Origin of the sequence: Flavobacterium sinopsychrotolerans (assembly GCF_900110375.1) — a bacterium.
Taxonomy (GTDB): Bacteria; Bacteroidota; Bacteroidia; order Flavobacteriales; family Flavobacteriaceae; genus Flavobacterium; species Flavobacterium sinopsychrotolerans.
Map to the genome: position 1 here is coordinate 33,592 of NZ_FODN01000009.1, position 23,762 is coordinate 57,353.

The window sequence follows — 23,762 nt, forward strand, 5'->3', positions numbered from 1 at the left end:
TTTCCTAATTGTTGTAATTGATTAAATTGATATTTTGAGAAATTGTATTAAACTATTTTCTAAAGTTTGTACAATTTTAAGGCCAAAAAAAATGCCTCGATATATCGAGGCATTTTTGTTTTTTTTTAAATATGCAAAATTAGCTTTCCATGTACGCTTCAATTGGCGCGCAAGAACAAACTAAATTTCTATCTCCATATGCTTCATCTGCTCTACGTACGGTAGGCCAGAATTTATTTTCGACAATGTATTCTAATGGAAATGCAGCAGCTTCACGACTGTATGGGAAATTCCAACTATCAGTAGTTACCATTATCAAAGTATGTGGTGCATTTTTCAATACATTATTTGGATTGTCTACAGTAGCAACTTCAATTTCTTTTCGGATAGCAATCATAGCATCACAAAAACGGTTTAATTCCTCTAAATTTTCACTTTCAGTTGGTTCAATCATTAAAGTTCCGGCAACAGGAAATGAAACGGTTGGAGCATGAAATCCATAATCCATCAAACGTTTTGCAATATCTGTCACTTCAATTCCTTTTTGTTTGAAAGGGCGACATTCTAAAATCATTTCGTGTGCTGCACGACCCATTTCTCCAGAATATAACGTATCATAGTAACCGTTTAATTTCTCTTTAATGTAGTTCGCATTTAAAATTGCATATTGAGTAGATTGTTTCAAACCTTCAGCGCCAAGCATACAGATATAACCATACGATATCAAACAAACCAAAGCAGAACCCCAAGGTGCCGCAGAAATAGCTGTAATAGCGTTTTCTCCACCTGTTGGAATTACTGGATTTGTAGGTAAAAATGGGACTAATTGTGGTGCAACACATATTGGTCCTACACCTGGTCCACCACCACCGTGAGGAATAGCGAATGTTTTGTGTAAGTTCAAGTGACAAACGTCAGCACCAATTGTTGCAGGATTTGTTAATCCAACTTGAGCGTTCATGTTGGCACCATCCATATATACTTGCCCACCATTGTCGTGGATCAATTGTGTGATTTCTTTGATTGCGCTTTCAAAAACACCGTGAGTTGATGGATATGTAACCATCAAACAAGAAAGATTGTCTTTGTGCAAAAGTGCTTTTTCACGTAAATCTTCCACGTCAATATTTCCGTTTTCCAATGTTTTAGTAACCACAACTTTCATTCCTGCCATCGCTGCTGAAGCTGGATTTGTTCCGTGAGCTGATGATGGAATTAAAGCAATGTTTCTATGGTGATCTCCTCTTGATTGGTGGTACGCACGAATAACCATTAATCCGGCATATTCTCCTTGAGCTCCTGAATTAGGTTGTAAAGTAGTTCCGGCAAAACCAGTAATGACATTTAACTGTTGTTCTAGTTTAGCTAACATTTCCTGGTATCCTTGCGCTTGATCCAATGGTGCAAACGGGTGAATGTTGTTCCATTGCGGCATGCTCAAAGGCAACATTTCTGATGCGGCATTCAGTTTCATGGTGCAAGAACCTAGTGAAATCATCGAGTGATTTAACGCTAAATCTTTTCTTTCCAGCATTTTGATGTAACGCATCAGCGCCGTTTCAGAGTGATGCTTGTTGAAAACATCGTGTTGCAAGAAAGTGGATTTTCTGTTTATGTTTTCTGGGAAATGATTGGTTTCTAATAAACTTTCAATGGTGTTTACCGGAGTACCATTTGCAGAAGCGAAAACAGCAATAATTTTATTTAAATCGGTAATACTTGTTGTTTCGTTTATAGAAATTGAAATCGTATTGTCGTCAATGTAATAGAAATTAATTTCGTTTTCTTCAGCAATCGCTTTTACTTTTTTCGCATCAGCCTTTACAACTATAGTGTCAAAGAAAGCAGTATTGGTTTGCTGATAACCTGATTTTTCTAATGCGTTTGCCAACGTCGCTGCCGAAGCATGTACTTTATCAGCGATGTATTGTAATCCTTTTGGACCATGATAAACGGCATACATTCCTGCCATAACTGACAATAAAACTTGCGCCGTACAAATGTTTGAAGTTGCTTTATCACGTTTAATGTGTTGCTCACGGGTTTGTAACGCCATACGCAAAGCGCGATTTCCATCAGTATCAACAGTTACGCCGATAATTCTTCCAGGCATGCTTCTTTTGTATTCGTCTTTTGTAGCGAAATAAGCTGCGTGTGGACCACCATAACCCAACGGAATTCCGAAACGTTGTGTCGTTCCAAGAACAACAGCAGCGCCCATTTCTCCCGGAGGAGTCAATTTTGCTAAACTCAAAATATCAGCGGCAACAGCTACTTTTATTTCGTTTTCAGCAGCTTTAGCGATAAATGCTGCATAATCATGAACTTGTCCAAATTTCCCCGGATATTGCAGGATTGCTCCAAAATATTCCGATGAAAAATCGAATGTTTCATGGTTTCCAACTACTAATTCAACCCCGATTGGTGTCGAACGTGTTTGTAAAACGGATAAAGATTGAGGTAGTATTTCTTCAGAAACGAAGAATTTATTGATGTTATTTTTCTTTTGGTCGCGAGAACGTACGTCAAAAAGTAACGCCATTGCTTCTGCAGCAGCAGTTCCTTCGTCTAATAAAGAGGCATTTGCAATTTCCATTCCGGTTAATTCGATAACCATGGTTTGGAAATTCAAAATTGCTTCAAGACGACCTTGCGCAATTTCGGCTTGATACGGTGTGTAAGCAGTATACCATCCCGGGTTTTCAAATACATTTCGTTGGATAACCGCAGGAATAATGGCTGCATTGTACCCTAAACCAATGTACGATTGAAAAACTTTATTTTTATTACCTAATTTCTGGATGTGATTTGCAAATTCATATTCAGTCATTGCTGGTTCTAAGTCCAAATCAGATTTTAAACGAATGTCACTTGGAATCGTTTCTTGGATCAATTGTTCCAGCGTTGCTGCGCCAATTGTCTTCAACATGTGTTCTAGATCATTTTCTCTTGGGCCAATGTGTCTTAATGCAAAAGCGTCTGTTTTCATTGTATATAAAATGGGTTGTGTGTTTCTTGTTTTAAAAGGCTGTAAAATTAAATATTAATATGCTATTAATTGCCTTTTTTAACTTGATTTTCTGTGAATTTTTCAACTAAAAGCCGTTCTTATTAACACTTTGATTAATTTTGTCTAATGAGGTTTTTAAAACTAATATTCAATTTTTATATAAATAGTAGTATTCACGTAGGTTTATCGTGTTATGCCTTGGTGCGAATGACGCAACATATGTTCCACATTCCGGAAGACGATGCAGTTGCTAACTTTGCTTTTTTTGGTACCAGTGTTGGATATAATTTTGTAAAATATGATGCTTTGGCCAGAGTTCAAAGATTGCAGATGCGCAAGGAATTAAAAATGATTGCTTTATTTAGTTTTTTTGCTCTTTTTCTGGTCGGATATTATTTTTGTCAGCTGCAAAGGATAACCCAAATAGTTGCAGTAGTTTTCTTGAGTATTACATTATTGTATACACTTCCCTTTTTTCCAAATAAGAAGAATGCCAGGAATTGGGCTGGTGTTAAAATTTATATCGTAGCATTGTGTTGGGTAGGAGTGACGTTGGCTTTGCCAGTTTTGAATGCCGATATTTCAATTACTTCCGATTTTTATTTAAAATGCTTGCAACGATTTATCCTGATTTTTGTATTGGTACTTATTTTTGAAATTATTGATTTGGCGAAAGACGATCCGCATTTGCAAACCGTTCCGCAACAAATAGGAGTGAAACGCACTAAAATAGTAGGGTTGCTACTTTTAGTTCCATTTTATTTTTTGGAATTTTTTAAAAGTAATTTTGATAAAAATCAATTGATTATCAACTTGTTTTTAGTGATTATCATTTCGTTTTTTATGCTTTTTGCCAATGAAAAACGTTCGAAATACTATACCTCGTTTTTTGTAGAAAGTGTTCCGATTGTTTGGTGGTTAATGGTGTTTTTTTTTTGAAAATCTCTTTATTTGTAGTCTTATTTGTTGAATTATGAGAAAAACATATTAAATATATATATATTGTTAAGTAAAAAGTATATTTTAGTGCTAAAATAAATTCTATTGTTAACCAAGCCAAATATTTAATTATGAAATCTACTTTAAAATTAAAACCTATTATTGTTACGCCTATAGCGATTGGTCAAAATATACCAGCTAGCTTAGTTAAGGCACCAGTTAATGATTTTTCAAGACCAATTGCGCCTCTAATTACAGCAGAATATATAAAAGATGCTGTTAATTTCAGAATTGTTGTTTTCATAGATAGTAATAACACTAAAGCACCTACACTTGGTGTAGCTAGTAATAATACAGATTTCTATCTGCAATATGACTCTAGAGAGGAAGTGCCTAAAAGTTATACTGCATGGTATATTGATGTTTTTTATACTTGTAAATATGTAGATAAAGTTACAGTATATAATAATGATATAGACCCAGTAACATCCAGGGGTACTGAAACTACTGTACAACAAGGTTAGAAAAACTTTTTAGTTTAAAAATCAATTAACTTTCATTATATTGTTGTATCCGCAAAATCTATTAGCAAGAGAATAATGACTAAGATTAAATTATTTATTATTTCAATATTGTTATGTTACACTTCACCCTTTTTTTCTAAAGAACAATCCAGTAGGGATTTGTTAAGTGTCGAAATTAAAAAAAAAGCTAGAGAATTTAAAAAAGAAATCAATTTTAATAAAGCTCATTTATTTTTTTTGAAAAAAAATTGGGATTCCACCTTGGTTTATTCCATGAAACAATTGAGTTTTAATAATCGTAACAACGAACTTACAGATTACTGCCATTATTTTAGAGCGTTTAGTTTCAAACAAAAAAACCTTCTAAATGAAGCTAAAAATGAATTTAATGCAGTTTCTAATAAATTTCGGTTTTATTATAAAGTAAAAATGTATTTGGGGGAAATTTCATTAGAATTAAGGGATTTTTCAAAGGCCATACGTTATTTTCAAGAAATTGAGAAACTGACTAATGATGATGCATTCGATTTTAAAAGAAGCAATGTTTCTCATAATTTAGGGTTGTGTTATTTGCATCTTAATAAATTTGATAGAGCGGAAGAATACCTGTTTAAAAGTGCTGAATTGCAGCAATTGGAAAAAGACACTTTATTGCTCATAAGCTCTTATATGGATATCGCTAATTTGTACTATGTACAATATAAAGACAGACAAGCCATTCCCTATTTTGAAAAAGCGTATCTATTATCAAAAAAAGTAAAAGATTTTGAACTAAAAAGAAAAGCAGCCATAAATATGGCTGTTGTTGAGGAAAATAGGAAAAATTTCCCGTTAGCTTTAGTATATAGAAAAGAATATGAATCTTGGAAAGATTCCTTAAATGATCAGAATAAGATATGGGCAATTGCTGAGTTGGAAAAGAAATTTACTGTAAAGCAAAAAGAGAAAGAAATTAAAGTACTTGAAGCCGAAAATCAGTTAAAAATTGCTGAAAGAAATGGCTTGTTCTATTCCTCGGTTTTGTTATTAATTTTGTTTGGAGCGGGTGTTTATTTTTATAGGCAAAAAATAAAACGCAATAAAATCATACTTTCACAAAAGGAAGAATTAGACGAATTGAATGCAACAAAAGACAAACTGTTTTCTATTGTTAGTCATGATTTACGTTCTTCGGTAAGTGCATTAAAAAAAAGTAATACTAAATTATTTGAAAACTTAGAGACTAAAAATTTCACTGAATTAGATAAATTAATTCAGAACAATAGCGCTATTGCCAATGGTGCTTATAATTTGTTAGACAATGTGCTTAATTGGGCCTTATTGCAAACAAAACAAATGTATTTTAAGAAAGAATCATTGCATTTGTTTTCTGTAATTCAGCAAATAGAATACAATTATAAACCCTTGATGTTGGATAAAAATATCAGTTTTGAAAATACTGTTTCTAAAAGTATTTTTGTGTTTGCAGATTTGGATTCCTTGAAGATAATCCTAAGAAATCTTTTAGACAATGCGATTAAATTTTCTGGAGAAAATGATAGTATATTGATTTATACCCGCAATACCAACGATGATTTTTGCAATTTAGTGATAGAAGACTCTGGATTGGGAATGGATGAAAATACGCGGCTTGAGCTTTTGAAAGAAACCGTTTTACTTTCTAAAAAGAAGAACAATGAAATGGTAGGGACGGGTTTAGGGATGCAATTGTGTAAAATGATGATTAAGAAAAACAGCGGTAAATTAGCAATTGAAAGCCAAGAAAATATAGGAACAAAAATAATTGTAATGGTGCCAAAATTTGAGAATTATGGATAATATAAATGTACTTATTATTGAAGACCTTCCTGCGGAAAGTGATGCGCTTGTAAAAGTACTTACAGAAAACAATTATACGATTGTAGGAGTTGCAACAACATATAATGAAGCGCTATCAATGTTTTATAAAAATGCGATTGATGTTGTAGTTATTGATGTTTTTTTAGATGGGAAGCCAGACGGGATTGCATTTGCAGAAACTATAAGTATAATTCCGAATGCCATAAAACCATTTGTGTTTTTAACAAGTTCAAAAGACCGTCAAATTTTTGAAAGAGCCAAGCTCACGCAACCTTTTAGTTTCCTATTAAAACCGTTTAATGAGTTGGAAATCTTGTATGCCATAGAAATGGCTGTAGAGAAGTTTTATGCACAGACGAATGTTTTTTTAAGTGAAGATCAAAACACGGTAATAACCAAGGAATACCTGTTTATTAAAAAGAAAAATTCCTTAAAAAAAGTATTAATTGCAGATATACTCTACATCGAAGTAGAAGAAAGATACTGTAATATAGTAACCGATAGTGAAAAATTTGTGAGCTTAATATCGTTAACAAAAATCATTACACTTTTGGATGCCGATAAATTTTGCAGAACCCATAGAAACTTTATTGTCAACTCGGAAAAAATTGAAGAAATAATGGTTTTTGATAATTTGATTATTTTGAAAGGAAATCATAAAATCATGCTAAGTGATAAATATAAAGACTTTATAAAGAAATTTCATGTCTTGAAGTAATTTGTCAATTGTTGTTCTCTTTAGCATCTTCTAATCTTTCATTTTTTGAAAGATTTTTTTTGCTTATTAATTTTCATACACCTCTTTTGACTGCTTCATGACAAATGTTTCCCGTCTTGTGACATTTCTTACGAAAGACATTACTCTTATTTTTAGTTTTACTCTTGAAAACAAAATACTAGTAAGATTATTTTCGAGATTTGTTACTAATGAATTTTCTCAATAACATAACCCACATGTGTTTACATGATTAATAAAACGTTGTTTATTGGGGTGTTTTTAGTTAAACAATACATTAAAAACAGTGGAGCAGAACCCACTTAAAAAAACGATCAGGATTCCAAAAGAAGGAAAGCGCAGGTTTGATATTAAATTATTATCATAACTAATTACTATTCATTTATTTAAACTAAAAAATTATGCCCGATTTTAAAGACTCTCAATTTGATTATTTATTTAGCGCAGTTGCGGATAAATATCCAGCGATTGGACAAAACACAGATTCAACGCAATTCCAATTTTCCGGTAGTCCGATGGCTGCAAATTGGAAAACAGGAAACGATATTAACGCATACAATATTGCGAATTCTGTTTCAGCTGACACGAATGGTTTTTACACACCAAACCCAGGATCACTTTTTAATGCGTATTCTGATATGATACTTTCTATTTCACCAAGTATCGATGGTAGCACAGACCCGACATACTTGAAAACTTTGAAGCTTTTCACAGATGCGTCCACTAACTATCAAACGGCTTTGGATAATGCTATTATTGCCTGGACATCCTACAAGCAGCAAAACATGAATCCAAAAACTGGTTTACCGGTTGAAACTCAAGCGGAATGGCTAGCTGATGAACTTGGGGGTCTACAGTATCAAACTGCAATTGACGATGCAAATAAAGTGAAAACAGCAACTGGGAATAATCTTGCCTTGTTGGTGCAATCCCTTAATGCTGCATTGGCTTCGGATCAGAAAAAATTAGTGGATCCTGCAAATACTTCCAATTACAAAAAGGCAGATGGATCCTTGACTGTTTTGCCTACAATTACACTGAATGGTGATTTAGGTACCGATGTTACGAATTGGGACAGTTACCCTGCAACGCAGTATGATCTTGATGTGACATTGACAAAAGATTCTACAGTAACAACTCCATGGAAAACGGTTTATACTACAAATGTTGAACAACATTGTTTTAGTACTTCCGTTGACACCTCCATCAGTTCTACACGATTGATTCAGGATAGTAATTACAAGTTACGTGTAATGTGCAAAGGATTAAAAGCTTACAATGTAACGTTTGGTAATTGGTATTCACCATCTTTTGTTGATCCAACTACAGCACAATTTTCACCTGCTGCAGGTGTGACGAGTGAAACATTTTTTAGTGCTACCAACGGATCTTTACACATGATTCCTTCTCAAATTTGGGTAATGTATCAACCAACAATTGAATTGACAATAAGTACCGATACATTTAAAGAAACAGTTCAAGGAACATTGAATTCAAGTATTGATTGGGTGGATATCTTGTCTTTCAGATTTGACTGTACTGCTGGAGCTTCAATGGCTGAAGTAGGTGAAACTACAACAACTATTACTTTTAACAGTCCAGTATTACAAGGACCTCAAATTTTCGGAGTTACTTCATTGAAAGAAATTCTTTAATCTAAAGATAGCAGACCAATAATCTTGGTCTGCTATTTCTAATTTATTTTATATGGCAGTTATAACAAATGCAGGCACAGGTACATTTACACCCAGTTGTAAGAGTTCGGTTAGAGATTATGTTTTAAACACATATTTGGAAGCGAAAATTGCCAATGAAATGGGCGTTTCGGTAAGAAACATTACGGATCAAACAATTGTTCGCGTGAATTCACCTTATGCAAATAGTGAAGGTGTAATAACAAAATGTGAAAAAGAATCCGGTGTGAAAGGATTGAGAATCGATTTACAAAAAGAACAAAATGGCTATGCTTGTTGGCAAGTGCAATGGGGAACCGGCAGTTCAAAAACAGGTGGTGCCTTTGCAGGTGTATTAATGAAAGTTGATACAGATTTTACAATGTTGGATTTGAGAACAGCATTGGAAAGTAGTTTTAACTATACACCTGTAAAATACGCTAGGCTAGATCCAAATTAATTAAATCAATAATTTCTTATTATGGTAACGAAAAACTGGAAAAACACAACAGCAACTCACCCCAATGGTGTGTGTGAGGCAGCAACATCAATTTGGTTACAACAAATTGCAACTAATGGTATTGTAGGGGCAAATTCTATCGTTGCAACTGATTGCGATGTTCTACAAGCAAAATGTGAAAATGGCACATATACTTGGGCAGTAGATCTAATTGATCTTCTTGGTGCATCAAATGCAACTTTTGACGCTTTTAATGGGCCAACGATAAACACTAAACAAGACATGCTTAATGTTTTGAAAAGCATGAACGATAATAATTTCCGATTCATAAGTGCAACAAATCAAGGAGGAAATGGACATGCAACTGCATTATATAAATTCCAGGGAACGATTTACTTTTTTGATCCTAATTATGCAATTTATAGTATTGGAACTCTTCAGTCGGAATTGGATCTTTTAGCAAATCAAATCATGTCTAATTTAAGTCCATGGACTGGTATTGCGGTAAGATTGGGTGAAATGTTGAATTAAAATGAAGAATTAAAATCATCAAAGTTATACAGGTAGTATGACTTTGGTGATTTATTTTAAAGATTGTAATCTGTTTAAAAAAACTTCAGGCAACCATTATTTTTTGGTCAAAAAAAGGCAGGTTTTATCGGTTTGTGTTTTGCAATGTTCCGGAGAGACTCCAGAACGGTATAAATACCCATTTACAATATACACCCATTGCCGCTAATTTGTCCATTTTATCTGGTACTCGATTGCATTGAGTACCTACTTAAATTACAAGACAAATTGTAGCGTTTGCAACGCGGTAAACTAAAACAGAAGAAACTTTAAACAAGTACTCTTCTGTTTTTTTTATTTCAGTTTACCCACCGGCGCTCGATTGTCCACGTTCTCTGATGCTCGATGTCATCGAGTACCTTCCCCTAAGACATCGAATTGATAGGGGTATTATGGTATGCTCTTTTTTAAGCAGAATTTAAAACTAATTTATGATATAAAAGAATAGATTTCTATATTTAACTAGCAATCCATTTATCTAAACCAATCCTGCTCTTCTCAACAAAGCTTCTGGCTTTGGTTCCTGTCCTCTGAAGCGTTTGTACAAAATCATCGGATGTTCTGTTCCGCCTTTCGAAAGTATATTTTCCTTGAATTTGGTTGCGATTTCTTTATTGAAAATGCCTTTTTCCTGAAAATATTCAAAAGCATCTGCATCTAGTACTTCGGCCCATTTATAGCTGTAATAACCGGATGAATAACCGCCTTGAAATATGTGCGAAAAAGAAGTACTCATCGCATTTTCTTTTACATCAGGATACAATTGTGTGGCTGCAAATTGTTTGTTTTCAAAAGCTTTGATCTCTTTGATATTGGAAGGATCTTGCGCATGCCATCCCATATCTAATAATCCAAAACTCAATTGACGCATGGTTGCCATTCCTTCCTGAAAACTAGCGCTTTCTTTGATTTTATGCACTAATTCCATCGGAATCATTTCGCCAGTTTCATAATGATACGCAAATAAAGCCAGTGCTTCCGGCTCATAACACCAGTTTTCCAGAATCTGACTTGGGAGTTCCACAAAATCCCAATACACAGAAGTGCCGGATAAACTCGGATATGTCGTATTGGCTAATATTCCGTGCAATGCGTGACCAAATTCATGAAACAAAGTCGTTACTTCGTTGAATGTTAACAACGACGGTTTCGTTTCAGTAGGTTTCGTGAAATTACACACAATGGAAATGTGCGGTCTTTCGTTGCTTCCTTTCTTGATATATTGCGATTTAAAAGAAGTCATCCAAGCACCGTTGCGTTTGCCTTTTCTTGGAAAGAAATCAGCATAAAAAACAGCAACCAGTTGGTCATCTTCATCTTTTACTTCGTATGTTTTTACTTCTTCATGGTATTTATCTACTTCAAAAATTTCTTCGAAAGTGATTCCATATAATTTTTGCGCTACTGCAAAAGCACCGTCCAGAACTTTTTCTAATTGAAAATAGGGTTTTAATATTTCATCATCCAAATTGAATAATTGCTGTTTCAATTTCTCCGAATAATAAGCACCATCCCATTTCTGAAGTTGGTCAATTCCGTGTTGCTCTTTTGCGAAAGCGGTCAATTGTGCAAATTCTTTCAAAGCGGCCGGTTTGGCTTTTTCTAATAAATCATTCGAAAATGTTTTTACTTTCTCCGGGCTTTCAGCCATGCGTTCTTCAAGCACAAAATGAGCGTGAGTGGCATAACCTAAAACTTGTGCTCTGTCAAAACGCAATTTTGCAATTTTTAGAACGATTTCTTGGTTGTCAAATTCATTGTTTTGAAAACCTTTGGCACCAAAAGCAATTGCCATTTTCTTGCGCAATTCACGATTATCAGCATACGTCACAAAAGGAACATAGCTCGGATAATCCAACGTGAAAATCCAACCTTCTTTTTCTTGGCTTTTAGCCAAAGAGCGAGCGGCTTCAATTGTTCCTTCAGGTAAACCGGCTAAATCGGATTCATTGGTGATATGCAATTGATACGCTTGCGTTTCGGCCAAAACATTTTCGCCAAACTGCAAACTCAATTTCGATAATTCTTTGTCAATTTCTCGCAATTGACTCTTTTTGTCTTCTGACAAATTCGCTCCGTTTCTGGAAAAGCTTTTGTATTTTTTGTCCAAAAGCGTGGTTTGTTCCGGATTGAGATTCAGTTTTTCTCGTTGCTCATACACCGTTTTTACTCGTGCAAATAAATCAGGGTTAAGGCGCACATCGTTTCCGAATTCAGACAATAAAGGTGAAACTTCCTGTGCAATTTTCTGAATTTCATCATTAGTTTCTGCTGAATTCAAGTTGAAAAAGATACTTGAAATTCTATCTAAAACATCACCGCTGAATGCTAATGCTTCAATTGTATTTTCGAAAGTTGGTTTTATCGGATTTCTTACAATTGCGTTGATTTCGGCTTTTGCCAATTCGATTCCTTTTTGAAAAGCAGGAAGAAAATCTTCATTTTTAATTTTCGAAAAAGGTGCAGTGTTATATTTTGTATTGAAATGGTGTGTTAGGATGCTCATTTGTATTTTGTAATAAAAATAATTCGATGTTTAAAGAAATCAAAGGTACGGATTTAATAAAAAAAATGGGGTTGTCGAAGGAATTGATTTGGGTCAAAATAGCGGATTCAAAAGTGTTATTTAAATGTTATTTATTTCGTTTGGCAGTAATAAAGCCCTAAATTGTGAAAAATGATTCGTTTTGTAAAAGAGGAATCAGAAAAAAATATAATAAATTAAAAGAAAATATGAATTATCAAATTACAATAAATAGAGCGAATACTGTTGATGAGGTTGAAGAATCTTGGACAAATGAGGATTATATAAAACTCCTGGAAAAGTTTGATTATCCGGATGCTGAGGATGCAGACGCTTCCAGTTTGAGAGAATTGTTGTTTATGGCAATTTCTGATTTTGAACCGAAAGATGCCGCTGCAATTGTGTTGGAATACAAATTATCAGAAGATTTGAATGAAGGTCAAATTCAGCAAATTTCAAACGATATGCTTTTGGATAAAGTATGTGAGGAATATCCTGAAATTGGATTGCATTCGACTTTGTTTCATATTAATCAATTGCTTTTTAAAGCCTATAACGGTACTTTTCCTAATGCAAAAGCGACTATTGTGGAATGCAGTTTGGCGCCAGCAGAAGGTGAAAATGAAAACCAATTGACTAAAGAAAGTATTTTAAAATTATTAAATAACGGATTGTCAGGGAGTAATTTGATCAAAAGATTATTTGACAGCCAAATGTCGGAAAACGCGCCTTTCCCAGAAGCCGAAGACATTTTATGGGATGTTAAGACTACGGATAATGTGAATTATACGATTATGACTTCTGAATATTGGTTAAGCAAAGACGATATTATTGCATCAGAATTTGAAGGAGTTCTTGAAATCGTGGTTGATGCTGAATAAGTGTTTCAAAAAGTAAATAAATGAAAAAAGCTCCGTAATGGAGCTTTTTCTATTTCTGTAGACTTTCGGAAGCGATATTAACGGCTTCTTTCAATCCTGTTTTGTACTTAATTACTTTCTCTAGTATACTTTTATTGTGACTTCCTATGATTTGAGCGGCAAGGATTCCTGCGTTTTTTGCTCCATTTAAGGCAACTGTTGCAACTGGAACTCCACCTGGCATTTGCAGAATGGATAATACGCTATCCCAACCATCGATTGAATTACTTGATTTTATTGGGACGCCAATTACCGGAAGTGGCGACATTGAAGCAACCATTCCAGGCAAATGTGCAGCACCGCCAGCACCTGCAATAACTACTGAAATACCACGGTTGTGCGCATTTTGACTGAAATCAAATAATTTTTCTGGTGTTCTGTGTGCCGAAACGATATCGACTTCGATTTCTATATCAAATGCTTTTAGGATATCTATTGCTTCTTGCATGATAGGCATATCGGATATGCTTCCCATTATTACGGCTACTTTCATTATTTTTTATTTAAAGATTTAGAAAAATTCAATGTAGTTAACGTTATGAATTTTTCAATTAACTGATTACTCTAATCGTATTCTTTACATCCTCGGCAATTCTTCGGGCTTCATTGATGTCTTCATTAACGATGGTGACATGTCCCATTTTTCTAAAAGGACGTGTTTGTTTTTTTCCGTAAATGTGTGGTGTAACACCATTCCAGCCCAGTATTTTTTCAATATTTTCGTAGACTACATTTCCGGAAAAACCTTCGGAACCAACTAAGTTTACCATAATTCCAGCTACTTTACTGTCCGTATTTCCCAGAGGTAAATCAAGAATAGCACGCAAATGGTTTTCAAATTGTGACGTATAGCTGGCTTCAATGGAATAATGACCGGAATTATGCGGGCGGGGAGCGACTTCGTTCACGAGGATTTCATCATCTTCGGTTTGAAACATTTCAACGGCTAATAATCCCACATGATTGAATTTCTCGGAAACAGTCAATGCGATTGCTCTTGCTTTTTCGGCTACCGTATCATCAATTCGAGCAGGACAAATCACATATTCCACTTGGTTGGCTTCGGGATGAAATTCCATTTCGACCACAGGATATGTTTTGATTTCGCCGGATGGATTGCGACAAACGATAACGGCCAATTCATTTTTGAACGGAACCATTTCTTCGGCAATGCACTCTACATTGGCTAAATTATCCAAATCCGAAATGTGTCGAATCACTTTTACGCCATTTCCATCATAACCAAATTCCGTACATTTCCACACAAACGGAAGTTTTGTTTTAGAATCCAATATAGAAACAACTAGACTTTTTAGATTGTCAAATCGTTTGTAATTTGCTGTTGGGATTGCATGTTGAATATAAAAATCTTTCTGAATTCCTTTGTTTTGAATGAGTTTCAATGTTTTTGGCGAAGGATATACTTTTAATCCTTCTTCTTCGAGTTTTACCAAAGCTTCCAGATTTACCAGCTCAATTTCGAAAGTCAAAACGTCCACTTTTTTACCAAAGCTATAAACGGTTTCAAAGTCCATTAAATCCCCTTTGAAGAATTGGTCACAGGCAATTTTACAAGGCGCTTCATCACTTGGATCCAAAACATAAGTTTGTATGTCGAATTTTCGGGTGTCAAACAACAGCATTTTGCCCAGTTGTCCGCCACCGAGAATTCCTAATTTGAAATCAGAAGAAAAATAATTCATGGTGTAGTTGTATGTTTAAGCAAAGATACTTTATAATGATTGAATCCAAAAATTCAATTTTAGTTTCTTTAAAATTTCATGCAGGAGAAGATTGTAAGTTATTAGATGTGGATATAGAATTTATGTATTTCTAATAGACATTTTTTTTTAGTAATAAAAATAGGTTTAAGTAGCTGTATTGTTCTTTTTTGTGAATTATATTTGCCAATACAGTTTAAGAATAATTAAAATTTGACAACTCTGAAAATTAATAACGAGTAGAGATGCGTCTAGTAAAGTGGATTAAATTCATAAAAGAAAATATAAACTTCTATAGAGATGGTTTCTTCGAGTTACCGTATTTGTCTAATTCGCCTGAGATTTTAATAAAAAGCATTATCAATTCCCCCTCTTCTCGTCACGTTCGGGAACAGCAAGCCATTTATAGGAATAATCCTTTTTCTAAAGGCGTACTGCATTATCGTGAGATCGAAGAAGGGTTCTGGATTATGGTGACTAGCATTAAGTTCAAGAAAAACACAATGCTAAAGGCCATTTATGATGAAGATGTTGTAAGCGACTATTACACACTTACCTTTTCAGTTTTTCAAAGCGAAGTGAAAGTGCAAAATACATTTTGCGATAAAACGCCTTTTTCAAGCAAATATTGGGGGTTTAAAAAACCGGGAACTGAGGTAGGTGCTTATTTTTATAAAGGGTCTGTTTGTGAATTTTACTTGTATGGATTCAGTAAAGAATGGGCGCAAAAAAAATTTTCTTTTACAACTTTACCAGAAGACAATTCGATTAAAAATTTTCTAAATTCTAATAAAGGCTTTATAACATATCAGGACATTGTGCCTAATGCACAGGAATTGTCCAAAGAGATTTTAGAGAATTTGAAAACTTTCAGAAAGGATTTATCAAGTGAAGCTACTTTAAAAGCTCAAACATTTTATTTAGTTTCTACTTTCTTTGAGAATGCTTTCGTTGATCAACGCATTGAGAATGATACTCCTATTGATTCCCCTGATTATAGGAAAATTGCTAAAGCAGAAAAACTAATCATGGATAACTTAACAAGTTCTTTTCTGGGAGTAGAAAATATTGCGCAACAGGTGGATATGTCTCCCACAAAATTAAAATCTGCTTTTAAATCTGTTTATGGAACTTCCATGTTGCAATACCAAAAAGAAAAAAAACTGCTTCTCGCCATGCAAATGGTTCAAAATACAGATATGCAAATGAAAAATATTGCTTTTGCAATAGGGTATACTAACCAGAGCAAATTTGCTGCCAATTTTAAAAAGCGCTTTGATAAACTTCCCTCAGAAGTGCGTTTTTTGTAGGTTTATAAATAGCGTTTAACAATATTTTTATAAATTATTTTGTTTTTTTGGGACTATAATTCTTATTTATTTGCCTTTTTTTAATTTTAATTTTTTATAATAAATTAAATAAGTAATTGGTATTCATTGTTTTGTATAAAAATAAAAAATAATAATTGATTCTACTTTTAGAAAAAAAAGAATTGGTCTTAATGGGCTGTCGATATGTCCGAATGGGCTATTCGATGATTTTTTTTCCTTTTATTTTTGCTTGCATATAAATCTAAACAAACTTATATGAAATTAAAATTACTCTTCATTATGAGCTTTTTTTGTGTTTTTTGTAACACATTGATTGCCCAGTCAGATTTTCAGGGAGAAATAATAAAGCAATGTGTGGCTTTACCTGAACTTCAAAAAAAGATCCCAAGTGAAATTATTCAAAACGGCAAAGAAATTTTGATTTTGAATAAAACCTTAAATTTTACATTTAAAAGGGATTTAAATGTTAACAACAAATTAGTTCTGTTAGTCTCTGAACAGGGACTAGTAAGCAAAAAAGAAACTAGTTATTTTGTTTTTGATACAATATCACTTGATGGTAATAAATCAACTGCGGTGTATAGTTTTGTTTATCAAAACAACAATAAAGAGATTGTTGTACCAGTTCATTTATTGCTCGAAAAAGATGCCGATAAATGGAAAGTTGTTAATTCAAAAATTGATTAAATAAAGATATATGAAAAATAACAAATTAATACAAGATCTACTGGCAAAAGCGTTTTTAGTCGTTTTTGCTATTTTTTCTTTGCAGGTAAGTGCACAAACCACAGCGGTTTCTGTTTTTAATTATCCTGGTCTGAATGGCGGCGGCGGATGTGGCACAGAAAATGAAAACCTCATTGGGATTATTAGTGCAATACCAACTTACACAGTCGATAATTCGATAACCAGTTTTTCAAATGCTACAACACTTGCAACGCAGTTGGATGCTAGTGAATTTTTCTTCATGACCGATATGGAAACGCAAAATCCATCTAACACTACTTTTTTGCCTTTAGCATCAAGAGATGTAATTAAGAATTGGGTAAATGATGGTGGCGTTATGGTGATGACCGGGACTTTTGGAACGTTTGACACTGATTTTTTAAATTTAATTTTCTCTTGGAATTTAGGAACTGTAAGTACCTCTCCATGGGCTAAAAACACGGTTAATACTGCCGGAACCCCTTTTGAAGGCGGACCATCTACACTACCTTTTGTAGATGCTACAGATGCAATATCTCGTGGAACCGTTCCTGATTTTACGGCTATGTATGGAACGGATGCTAATGCTGCCGTTGCAGTTATAAAATATGGCGCAGGTTCTGTAATTTTTATGGGATATGATTTTTATGATGCAGGTACAAGCTGTGGTCAATACAGTTCTAGTTGGGTTCAGAGTATTATTCCTTCGTCACTTAATTATGCAAGATTATTATCCAGTAGCGTTGATAATATCACGTACACCAGTGCTGATGTTAAATATTCTTTTGCTCAAAGTGGGACTACTTATTACGTTTTAGTGCCTGCGGGTTCTACTGGGCCTACGGATGCGCAAATAGAGGCGGGAACAAATTATTCAAGTGTAAGTATAGCAGTGAGCGGGAGTAGTGCTACAACGGCAAATGTCGATCATGTTTTTAGCTTAACAGGACTTGTTTACAATACAAGTTATGATTTTTATACTGTCACAAAATATAATCTAGGATCTGGTGATGTTTATTCTGATATAGAACAGGTAAATTTTTCTACTTTAGATAATGACATACCTGTTGGTACATCAATACCTAATCAACCTTTATTGTGCAAGAATACAGCTATTGCTCCTGTTTCATTGACTATCACTGATGCGTATCCCGGTGACAATACCTTTACTGTTATAGGAACTTCTTCAAATAATAGTGTAGTGTCAGATAGTAACATTGTAATTACAGGATTAGGAAATTCAAGATCAATTGCAGTAACGCCTAACATGAATGCCACGGGGACAAGTACAATTTCAATCAGAATTCAAGACAGTTTATTGAAAGAGTCGACAGTGATATTTACGGTAAGTTTTGGAGATATAACAAAACCTACCCTTACTGCTGTTGCAAATAGAAATGAAAACCTCGATGCTAATTGTAGTTTTTCTATTCCTGATTATACCTCTTTAACTACTGCTGCTGATAATTGTGGAACTGTTACTGTAACACAATCACCTTTGGCTGGAACTATTATTAATAATAATGGAACGGTTCAAATGATTACTTTAACAGCTAATGATGGTAATGGTAATTTTGATAGTAAGACTTTTAATATTACCTTGGTAGATGCGATAGCACCCATAGTTATTACTAAGAATATTATAGTTGAGATAAGTGCTTCTGGAACTGCTTCTATAACTGCTTCTCAACTTGATAACGGAACTACGGATAACTGTAGTACTCCAATATTAAGCATTGATAAAACTATATTTACTTGTGAAGATTTAGGTGCAAATACAGTAATTTTAAGAGGTACTGATGCGGTAGGAAACTTTGCAAATCAATCTGCTACAGTTACAATTGTAGACAATATCGATCCTGTGTTTACAAGTGTTCCACAAATCAATGTAAACACAGATTTAGATGCTTGTGGAGCTATAGTTACTTACACAAAGCCTATTGCTATTGACAACTGTGCAGGTCAATCCAATGTATTGTTGATTTGGGATGAAATAAACTCAAATACAACAAGTTTACAGAACGCATTGATTGCAGCAGGAAATACAGTAACACTTAGTGCTACCTCAGAGACTGCATACAATGGTACGAATCCTGCTTTAACAGGTTTTGATGCTGTTGTTCACTTAAATGGGACAACTTATGGAACTGCCATGCCAATAGGAGGTCAGAACGCAATACTTGATTTTGTTTTGAATCAAGGTAAAACATATGTTACAGATGAATGGTCCGCTTATGAGGCCGATGATGCTGGTACAATGGCAGCAATGAAAGAGATAATTGTTTTGCAAAGAAATAGTGGTTTTACAGCTTCAACTACTTATTCGCAGGTTTCTTCTCAAGCATCACATCCTATTCTTGCTGGCGTTCCTACTTCATTTAATTTGCCTGTAGCAGGAGGAAATATTGGATTTGCAAGAGTATATTCTAGCAATCAACCTATAGTATTGATGACTTCATCTCAAGGAGATGCTGTTGCTGTTAGGGAGTTTTCAAATGGAGGAAAGGCGATTGGTTTTCAAAACGCTGGAAATTTCAATGGTTCAACAGTCTTGTCAGATGTGAACATTCAAAAATTGTACAGTAATGCAGTTAGTTATGGTGCAATTGTACAATTGACTCAAATAGCAGGTTTAGCATCAGGTTCTCTTTTTCCTGTGGGTACTACAACAAATACATTTACAGCTACAGATGGAAGTGGCAATATGTCAACAACAAGTTTTGATGTGGTTGTAACAGATAATCAACTTCCTATTATAGCTTCAAATGGTGATATAAATGTAAACACAGATGTAGATACTTGTGGTGCAACAGTTGTAGTAACGGCAACAGCAACAGATAATTGTACTGTTGGATTACCAGCGGGAGTTCGTAGTGACGGTTTAGCGCTAGATGCACTTTACCCAGTAGGTACAACAACCATAGCTTGGAATGTTTCAGATGCTAACAGCAATGCAGCAGTTGAAGTTATTCAAACGGTAGTTGTAACAGATAATCAGTTGCCTGTTTTAACTTCGAATGGAGATAAAAATGTAAACACAGATTTAGATACTTGTGGCGCTACAGTTGTTGTTTCGGCAACAGCAACAGACAATTGTACTGTTGGATTACCAGCGGGAGTTCGTAGTGATGGTTTAGCGCTAGATGCACTTTATCCGGTAGGGACAACAACCATAGCTTGGAATGTTTTAGATGCTAACAGCAATGCTGCAGTTGAAGTTATTCAAACGGTAGTTGTAACGGATAATCAACTTCCTGTTATTGTTTCAAATGGAGATAAAAATGTAAACACAGATTTAGATACTTGTGGTGCCACAGTTGTTGTTTCGGCAACAGCAACAGACAATTGTACTGTTGGATTGCCAACGGGAGTTCGTAGTGACGGTTTAGCGCTAGATGCATTTTACCCAGTAGGTACAACAACCATAGCTTGGAATGTTTTAGATGCTAACAGCAATGCAGCAGTTGAAGTTATTCAAACGGTAGTTGTAACGGATAATCAAGTTCCTGTTATTGTTTCAAATGGAGATAAAAATGTAAACACAGATTTAGATACTTGTGGTGCCACAGTTGTTGTTTCGGCAACAGCAACAGACAATTGTACTGTTGGATTACCAACGGGAGTTCGCAGTGATGGTTTAGCACTAGATGCACTTTACCCGGTGGGGACAACAACAATAGCTTGGAATGTAGCAGATGCTAATAACAACAATGCGGTAGCGGTAACTCAAACCATAGTTGTAACTGACATTCAAAAACCAGTAGCACTTACTAAAAACATCACGGTTCAACTCAATGCTGCAGGAAATGCAACAATAGTAGCTGCTGACGTAAACAATGGTTCAACAGATTCTTGTGGAATTGCGACTTTGGCATTAGATAAAACTTCATTTAGTTGTGCAAGTGTTGGACCTAATACCGTTACTTTAACCGTTACAGATAATAACGGAAACGTTGCTACTCAAACGGCAATTGTTACAGTTGAAGATAAAATGGCTCCAGTTGTAGTTACTAAAAATAAGACTATTCAATTGAATGCTGCAGGAACTGCTTCGATAGTTGTTGCAGACGTAAACAATGGTTCAACAGATAATTGCGGAATCAGTTTAGTAGAGTTGGATAAAATGGCATTCACATGTGCTAATGTTGGAGCAAACACAGTAACATTGAAAGTTACAGATAATAACGGAAATGTTGCTACTCAAACGGCAATCATAACAGTTGAAGATAAAATTGCACCAATAGTATTTACAAAAAACATCACTGTTCAACTTGATGCTTCGTCAAATATATTGATAGCTGCTGCCGATGTAAATAATGGTTCAACGGATAATTGTGGAATCAGTTTATTAGAACTCGATAAAGCATTATTCAGTTGTGCCGATGTAGGGGAGAATGTTATTACTCTAAAAGTAACAGATAATAGTGGAAATGTTGCTACTAGAACAGCTATTGTAACAATTGTTAATAGTCAGCCTAATTTAATTAGAAAACATTTTGACGATGTTATTTTCTTTGATAACAGTTCTAAAGCTTTTGTATCATATAGTTGGTATAAAAATGGAGTGTTAGTATCCGGTCAAACAGCACAATATTTTAAAGATAGTGGAGTTCTTAATGGCACCTATTATGCTAAAGCTACAAAAACAGATGGAACGGTTGTTACAACATGTCCTTTGACGTTTTCTGCATCAATAGTAGATGAATATTTAAAGATTGCACCTAATCCGGTTAAAAGTAATGCAAGCTACCAAATCCTTACTAATGTAGATTCAGCTAAGTTGCAAAATGCTCGTATTACAGTTTTTACTATACTTGGAGTACTAGTGAACGATAAAATGGTTGATGGCATAACAACGGATATGATTGCGCCAAGTACGGAGGGGATTTATGTGGTAAGGATGACCTTAGCAAATGGTAAATACTTTACAAAAAACCTTTTAGTTAAAAATTAGAAATCAAATTATTAAGAGTATGAAATCCTCGTTTAATAGCAACGAGGATGGATTATTCAAATGCAATAAAAACAAATAAAATATGAAATTTGATGTTAAATATATAGTAGGATTTGCACTGATTTTATTCTCTCAAGGAATTAAAGCGCAGTTTTATGTAGGCGTACAAACAGGAATAGGGAATATTCAAAGTGATGTAAAAGGGGTGAGGTCATCCACTGATATAGGCGGAGCATTAAAGGCAGGTTACATATACTCATTGACGGATCACATAGGTATCGGGTCTGGAGTTGAGTTTGCACAATATAAGCAAAAGGTGTTTTTAGAACAACCCTCAGCAACGCTAACTAATTTTGAGGTTGATCAAACTGGCTCTGCATTTTCGTACAATATTACTACAGGAAATTATAAAGAATCACAAACACTGCAAGCCATTCAGATTCCGCTTTTTGTGCAGTATAAAAAGAATATTAATAAAGGAATTGATTTCAATTTTAGAGTAGGTGTAAAGTATTTTCTCCCTGTAAATTATAAAATTGAGTCTTCAGCGTCATCTGTAAATGGGATTGCTTACTACCCAGATGTTAATCTCTATATTGATAATTTACCTGAATATGGTTTTGGGAATCAAAAAAATTACGCTGCATCAGGAGAGTACAACACAAAAGGTATTTTTATGAGTACTTTTGAGCTAGGGTTTGCTTTTGAAATGGGAGAAAAGAACGCTTTGTACGCCGCTATGTTTCTTGACAGCGGTTATGGAACAATCCTTGATCAAAAACAAAACGAGTCTTATTTAAGCTATAACCCAACATCAAGTACTGACAGAAAAGCAAACGGATTGTATAGTACTGACAAAGACGCAACTATCAAACCCGTTGCATTCGGATTAACATTGGGTTGGAATTTCGAATAAATTCCGTTGTGGCTAATGTGTAATCAAGATGCTATAGTAGACCAAGCAGTAAAAAATACACAAATGAACTGAGAGGTTTTTGCTCTGATTTCAAAAGTGTTTTAATTTAAAAATAATCAAAGGCTTTCTTTTTTATAAAGGCAGCCTTTTTTTGTTTTTCTAATGATTCAAGTCGACAATAAAGAGAAAGTAAAACAGTAGGCTGAATATTTTTGAATTTCTTCTAAGACCTTTACTGTTGAAAATGCTATTTTATTTTTTCGGAATTTATAGTACAAGATTTGTTGTTGTAATTCATTTTTGAGTCGTTTTTTGTAGATTTCACTTAATAACAGAAAATAATTCCCATTTATCAATTCACAAATCCGAATTCTGTATCTTTGCGCATTATTTTAAACAAGAGAATAATGATACAACTTCACGATAAACAATTTGTTCCGTTTATTTCTGCCAAAGAAATAGAATTTGCCTTGACAAAAATGGTTGCCCAGATTGCAGACGATTTTGCTGATGAAACTCCAGTATTTGTTGGTGTTTTGAACGGTGCTTTTATGGTGGTCTCTGATTTTATGAAGCTTTACAAAAAACCATGCGAAGTGTCTTTCATCAAAATGGCTTCTTACGAAGGGATTTCTTCAACAAACGAAGTGAAACAATTAATAGGATTGAACCAGGATTTAACCGGACGTACGGTCGTTATAATTGAAGATATTGTTGATACTGGAAATACTTTGGTGGAATTGAAGGAGTTATTCAAGCAACAAAATGTAAAACATTTTAAAATAGCAACGCTTTTTTTCAAACCGGAAGCGTATACAAAAGATATCAAAATAGATTATATTGGAATTAGAATTCCAAATAAATTTATCGTTGGTTATGGATTAGACTACAATGGATTAGGGAGGAATTTACCCGAAGTATATAAACTAAAAGAATAACT

Annotated in this window: 17 protein-coding genes; 13 read left to right on the forward strand and 4 right to left on the reverse strand. The window is 34.4% G+C overall.

The window, feature by feature from the left end:
- Nucleotides 1–139 precede the first annotated feature (139 nt).
- Nucleotides 140–2,989, reverse strand: a complete 2,850-nt coding sequence (gene gcvP / locus BMX64_RS14075; protein WP_091173564.1) for an aminomethyl-transferring glycine dehydrogenase — start codon at nt 2,987–2,989, stop codon at nt 140–142.
- A gap of 147 nt (nt 2,990–3,136) precedes the next feature.
- On the opposite strand from gcvP, the gene BMX64_RS14080 reads away from it, so the two are divergent.
- The 7 genes from BMX64_RS14080 (at nt 3,137) to BMX64_RS14110 (ending at nt 9,712) form a co-directional block, all read left to right on the forward strand.
- Complete coding sequence (locus BMX64_RS14080) at nt 3,137–3,949, forward strand: UbiA prenyltransferase family protein (protein ID WP_091173566.1); 813 nt, start codon at nt 3,137–3,139, stop codon at nt 3,947–3,949.
- 131 nt (nt 3,950–4,080) lie between these two features.
- Nucleotides 4,081–4,473 (forward strand): hypothetical protein, encoded by a 393-nt coding sequence (locus BMX64_RS14085; protein WP_091173570.1) that lies wholly within the window; start codon nt 4,081–4,083, stop codon nt 4,471–4,473.
- A 237-nt stretch (nt 4,474–4,710) separates the two neighbouring features.
- Complete coding sequence (locus BMX64_RS14090; RefSeq protein WP_244273307.1) at nt 4,711–6,291, forward strand: tetratricopeptide repeat-containing sensor histidine kinase; 1,581 nt, start codon at nt 4,711–4,713, stop codon at nt 6,289–6,291.
- Nucleotides 6,284–7,030, forward strand: coding sequence for a LytR/AlgR family response regulator transcription factor (locus BMX64_RS14095; protein WP_091173581.1), 747 nt, complete (start codon nt 6,284–6,286; stop codon nt 7,028–7,030). Before BMX64_RS14090 ends, BMX64_RS14095 begins: the two co-directional genes overlap by 8 nt.
- 419 nt (nt 7,031–7,449) lie before the next feature.
- Nucleotides 7,450–8,703, forward strand: coding sequence for a hypothetical protein (locus BMX64_RS14100; RefSeq protein ID WP_091173584.1), 1,254 nt, complete (start codon nt 7,450–7,452; stop codon nt 8,701–8,703).
- A gap of 52 nt (nt 8,704–8,755) precedes the next feature.
- A complete protein-coding gene (locus tag BMX64_RS14105; protein ID WP_091173588.1) occupies nt 8,756–9,181 on the forward strand; it encodes a hypothetical protein in 426 nt (141 codons plus the stop codon).
- Nucleotides 9,182–9,202: 21 nt separating this feature from the next.
- Complete coding sequence (locus tag BMX64_RS14110) at nt 9,203–9,712, forward strand: hypothetical protein (RefSeq protein WP_091173592.1); 510 nt, start codon at nt 9,203–9,205, stop codon at nt 9,710–9,712.
- Nucleotides 9,713–10,229: 517 nt separating this feature from the next.
- Here BMX64_RS14110 and BMX64_RS14115 read toward each other — a convergent pair.
- Nucleotides 10,230–12,257, reverse strand: coding sequence for a M3 family metallopeptidase (locus BMX64_RS14115; protein ID WP_091173595.1), 2,028 nt, complete (start codon nt 12,255–12,257; stop codon nt 10,230–10,232).
- Nucleotides 12,258–12,484: 227 nt separating this feature from the next.
- Here BMX64_RS14115 and BMX64_RS14120 point away from each other — a divergent pair, with 227 nt between their 5' ends.
- Complete coding sequence (locus BMX64_RS14120; RefSeq protein ID WP_091173908.1) at nt 12,485–13,156, forward strand: hypothetical protein; 672 nt, start codon at nt 12,485–12,487, stop codon at nt 13,154–13,156.
- A gap of 49 nt (nt 13,157–13,205) precedes the next feature.
- Here the strand turns inward: BMX64_RS14120 and purE are convergent, their stop codons facing one another.
- Nucleotides 13,206–13,688: a 5-(carboxyamino)imidazole ribonucleotide mutase gene (purE, locus tag BMX64_RS14125; RefSeq protein ID WP_091173599.1), complete on the reverse strand. Its 483-nt coding sequence runs from the start codon at nt 13,686–13,688 to the stop codon at nt 13,206–13,208.
- Nucleotides 13,689–13,746: 58 nt separating this feature from the next.
- Nucleotides 13,747–14,898: a 5-(carboxyamino)imidazole ribonucleotide synthase gene (locus BMX64_RS14130; protein ID WP_091173604.1), complete on the reverse strand. Its 1,152-nt coding sequence runs from the start codon at nt 14,896–14,898 to the stop codon at nt 13,747–13,749.
- A 263-nt stretch (nt 14,899–15,161) separates the two neighbouring features.
- On the opposite strand from BMX64_RS14130, the gene BMX64_RS14135 reads away from it, so the two are divergent.
- The 5 genes from BMX64_RS14135 (at nt 15,162) to hpt (ending at nt 23,760) form a co-directional block, all read left to right on the forward strand.
- Nucleotides 15,162–16,226: a helix-turn-helix domain-containing protein gene (locus BMX64_RS14135; protein WP_091173608.1), complete on the forward strand. Its 1,065-nt coding sequence runs from the start codon at nt 15,162–15,164 to the stop codon at nt 16,224–16,226.
- Nucleotides 16,227–16,502: 276 nt separating this feature from the next.
- Nucleotides 16,503–16,934: a hypothetical protein gene (locus BMX64_RS14140; RefSeq protein ID WP_091173613.1), complete on the forward strand. Its 432-nt coding sequence runs from the start codon at nt 16,503–16,505 to the stop codon at nt 16,932–16,934.
- Nucleotides 16,935–16,944: 10 nt separating this feature from the next.
- Nucleotides 16,945–21,906 carry a T9SS type A sorting domain-containing protein gene (locus BMX64_RS14145; protein ID WP_091173615.1) on the forward strand — a complete coding sequence of 1,654 codons (4,962 nt, stop codon included), beginning with the start codon at nt 16,945–16,947 and terminating at the stop codon, nt 21,904–21,906.
- Between the two features lie 82 nt (nt 21,907–21,988).
- Nucleotides 21,989–22,822, forward strand: a complete 834-nt coding sequence (locus tag BMX64_RS14150; protein ID WP_091173620.1) for a hypothetical protein — start codon at nt 21,989–21,991, stop codon at nt 22,820–22,822.
- Nucleotides 22,823–23,229: 407 nt separating this feature from the next.
- Nucleotides 23,230–23,760 carry a hypoxanthine phosphoribosyltransferase gene (hpt, locus tag BMX64_RS14155; RefSeq protein ID WP_091173623.1) on the forward strand — a complete coding sequence of 177 codons (531 nt, stop codon included), beginning with the start codon at nt 23,230–23,232 and terminating at the stop codon, nt 23,758–23,760.
- Nucleotides 23,761–23,762 lie beyond the last annotated feature (2 nt).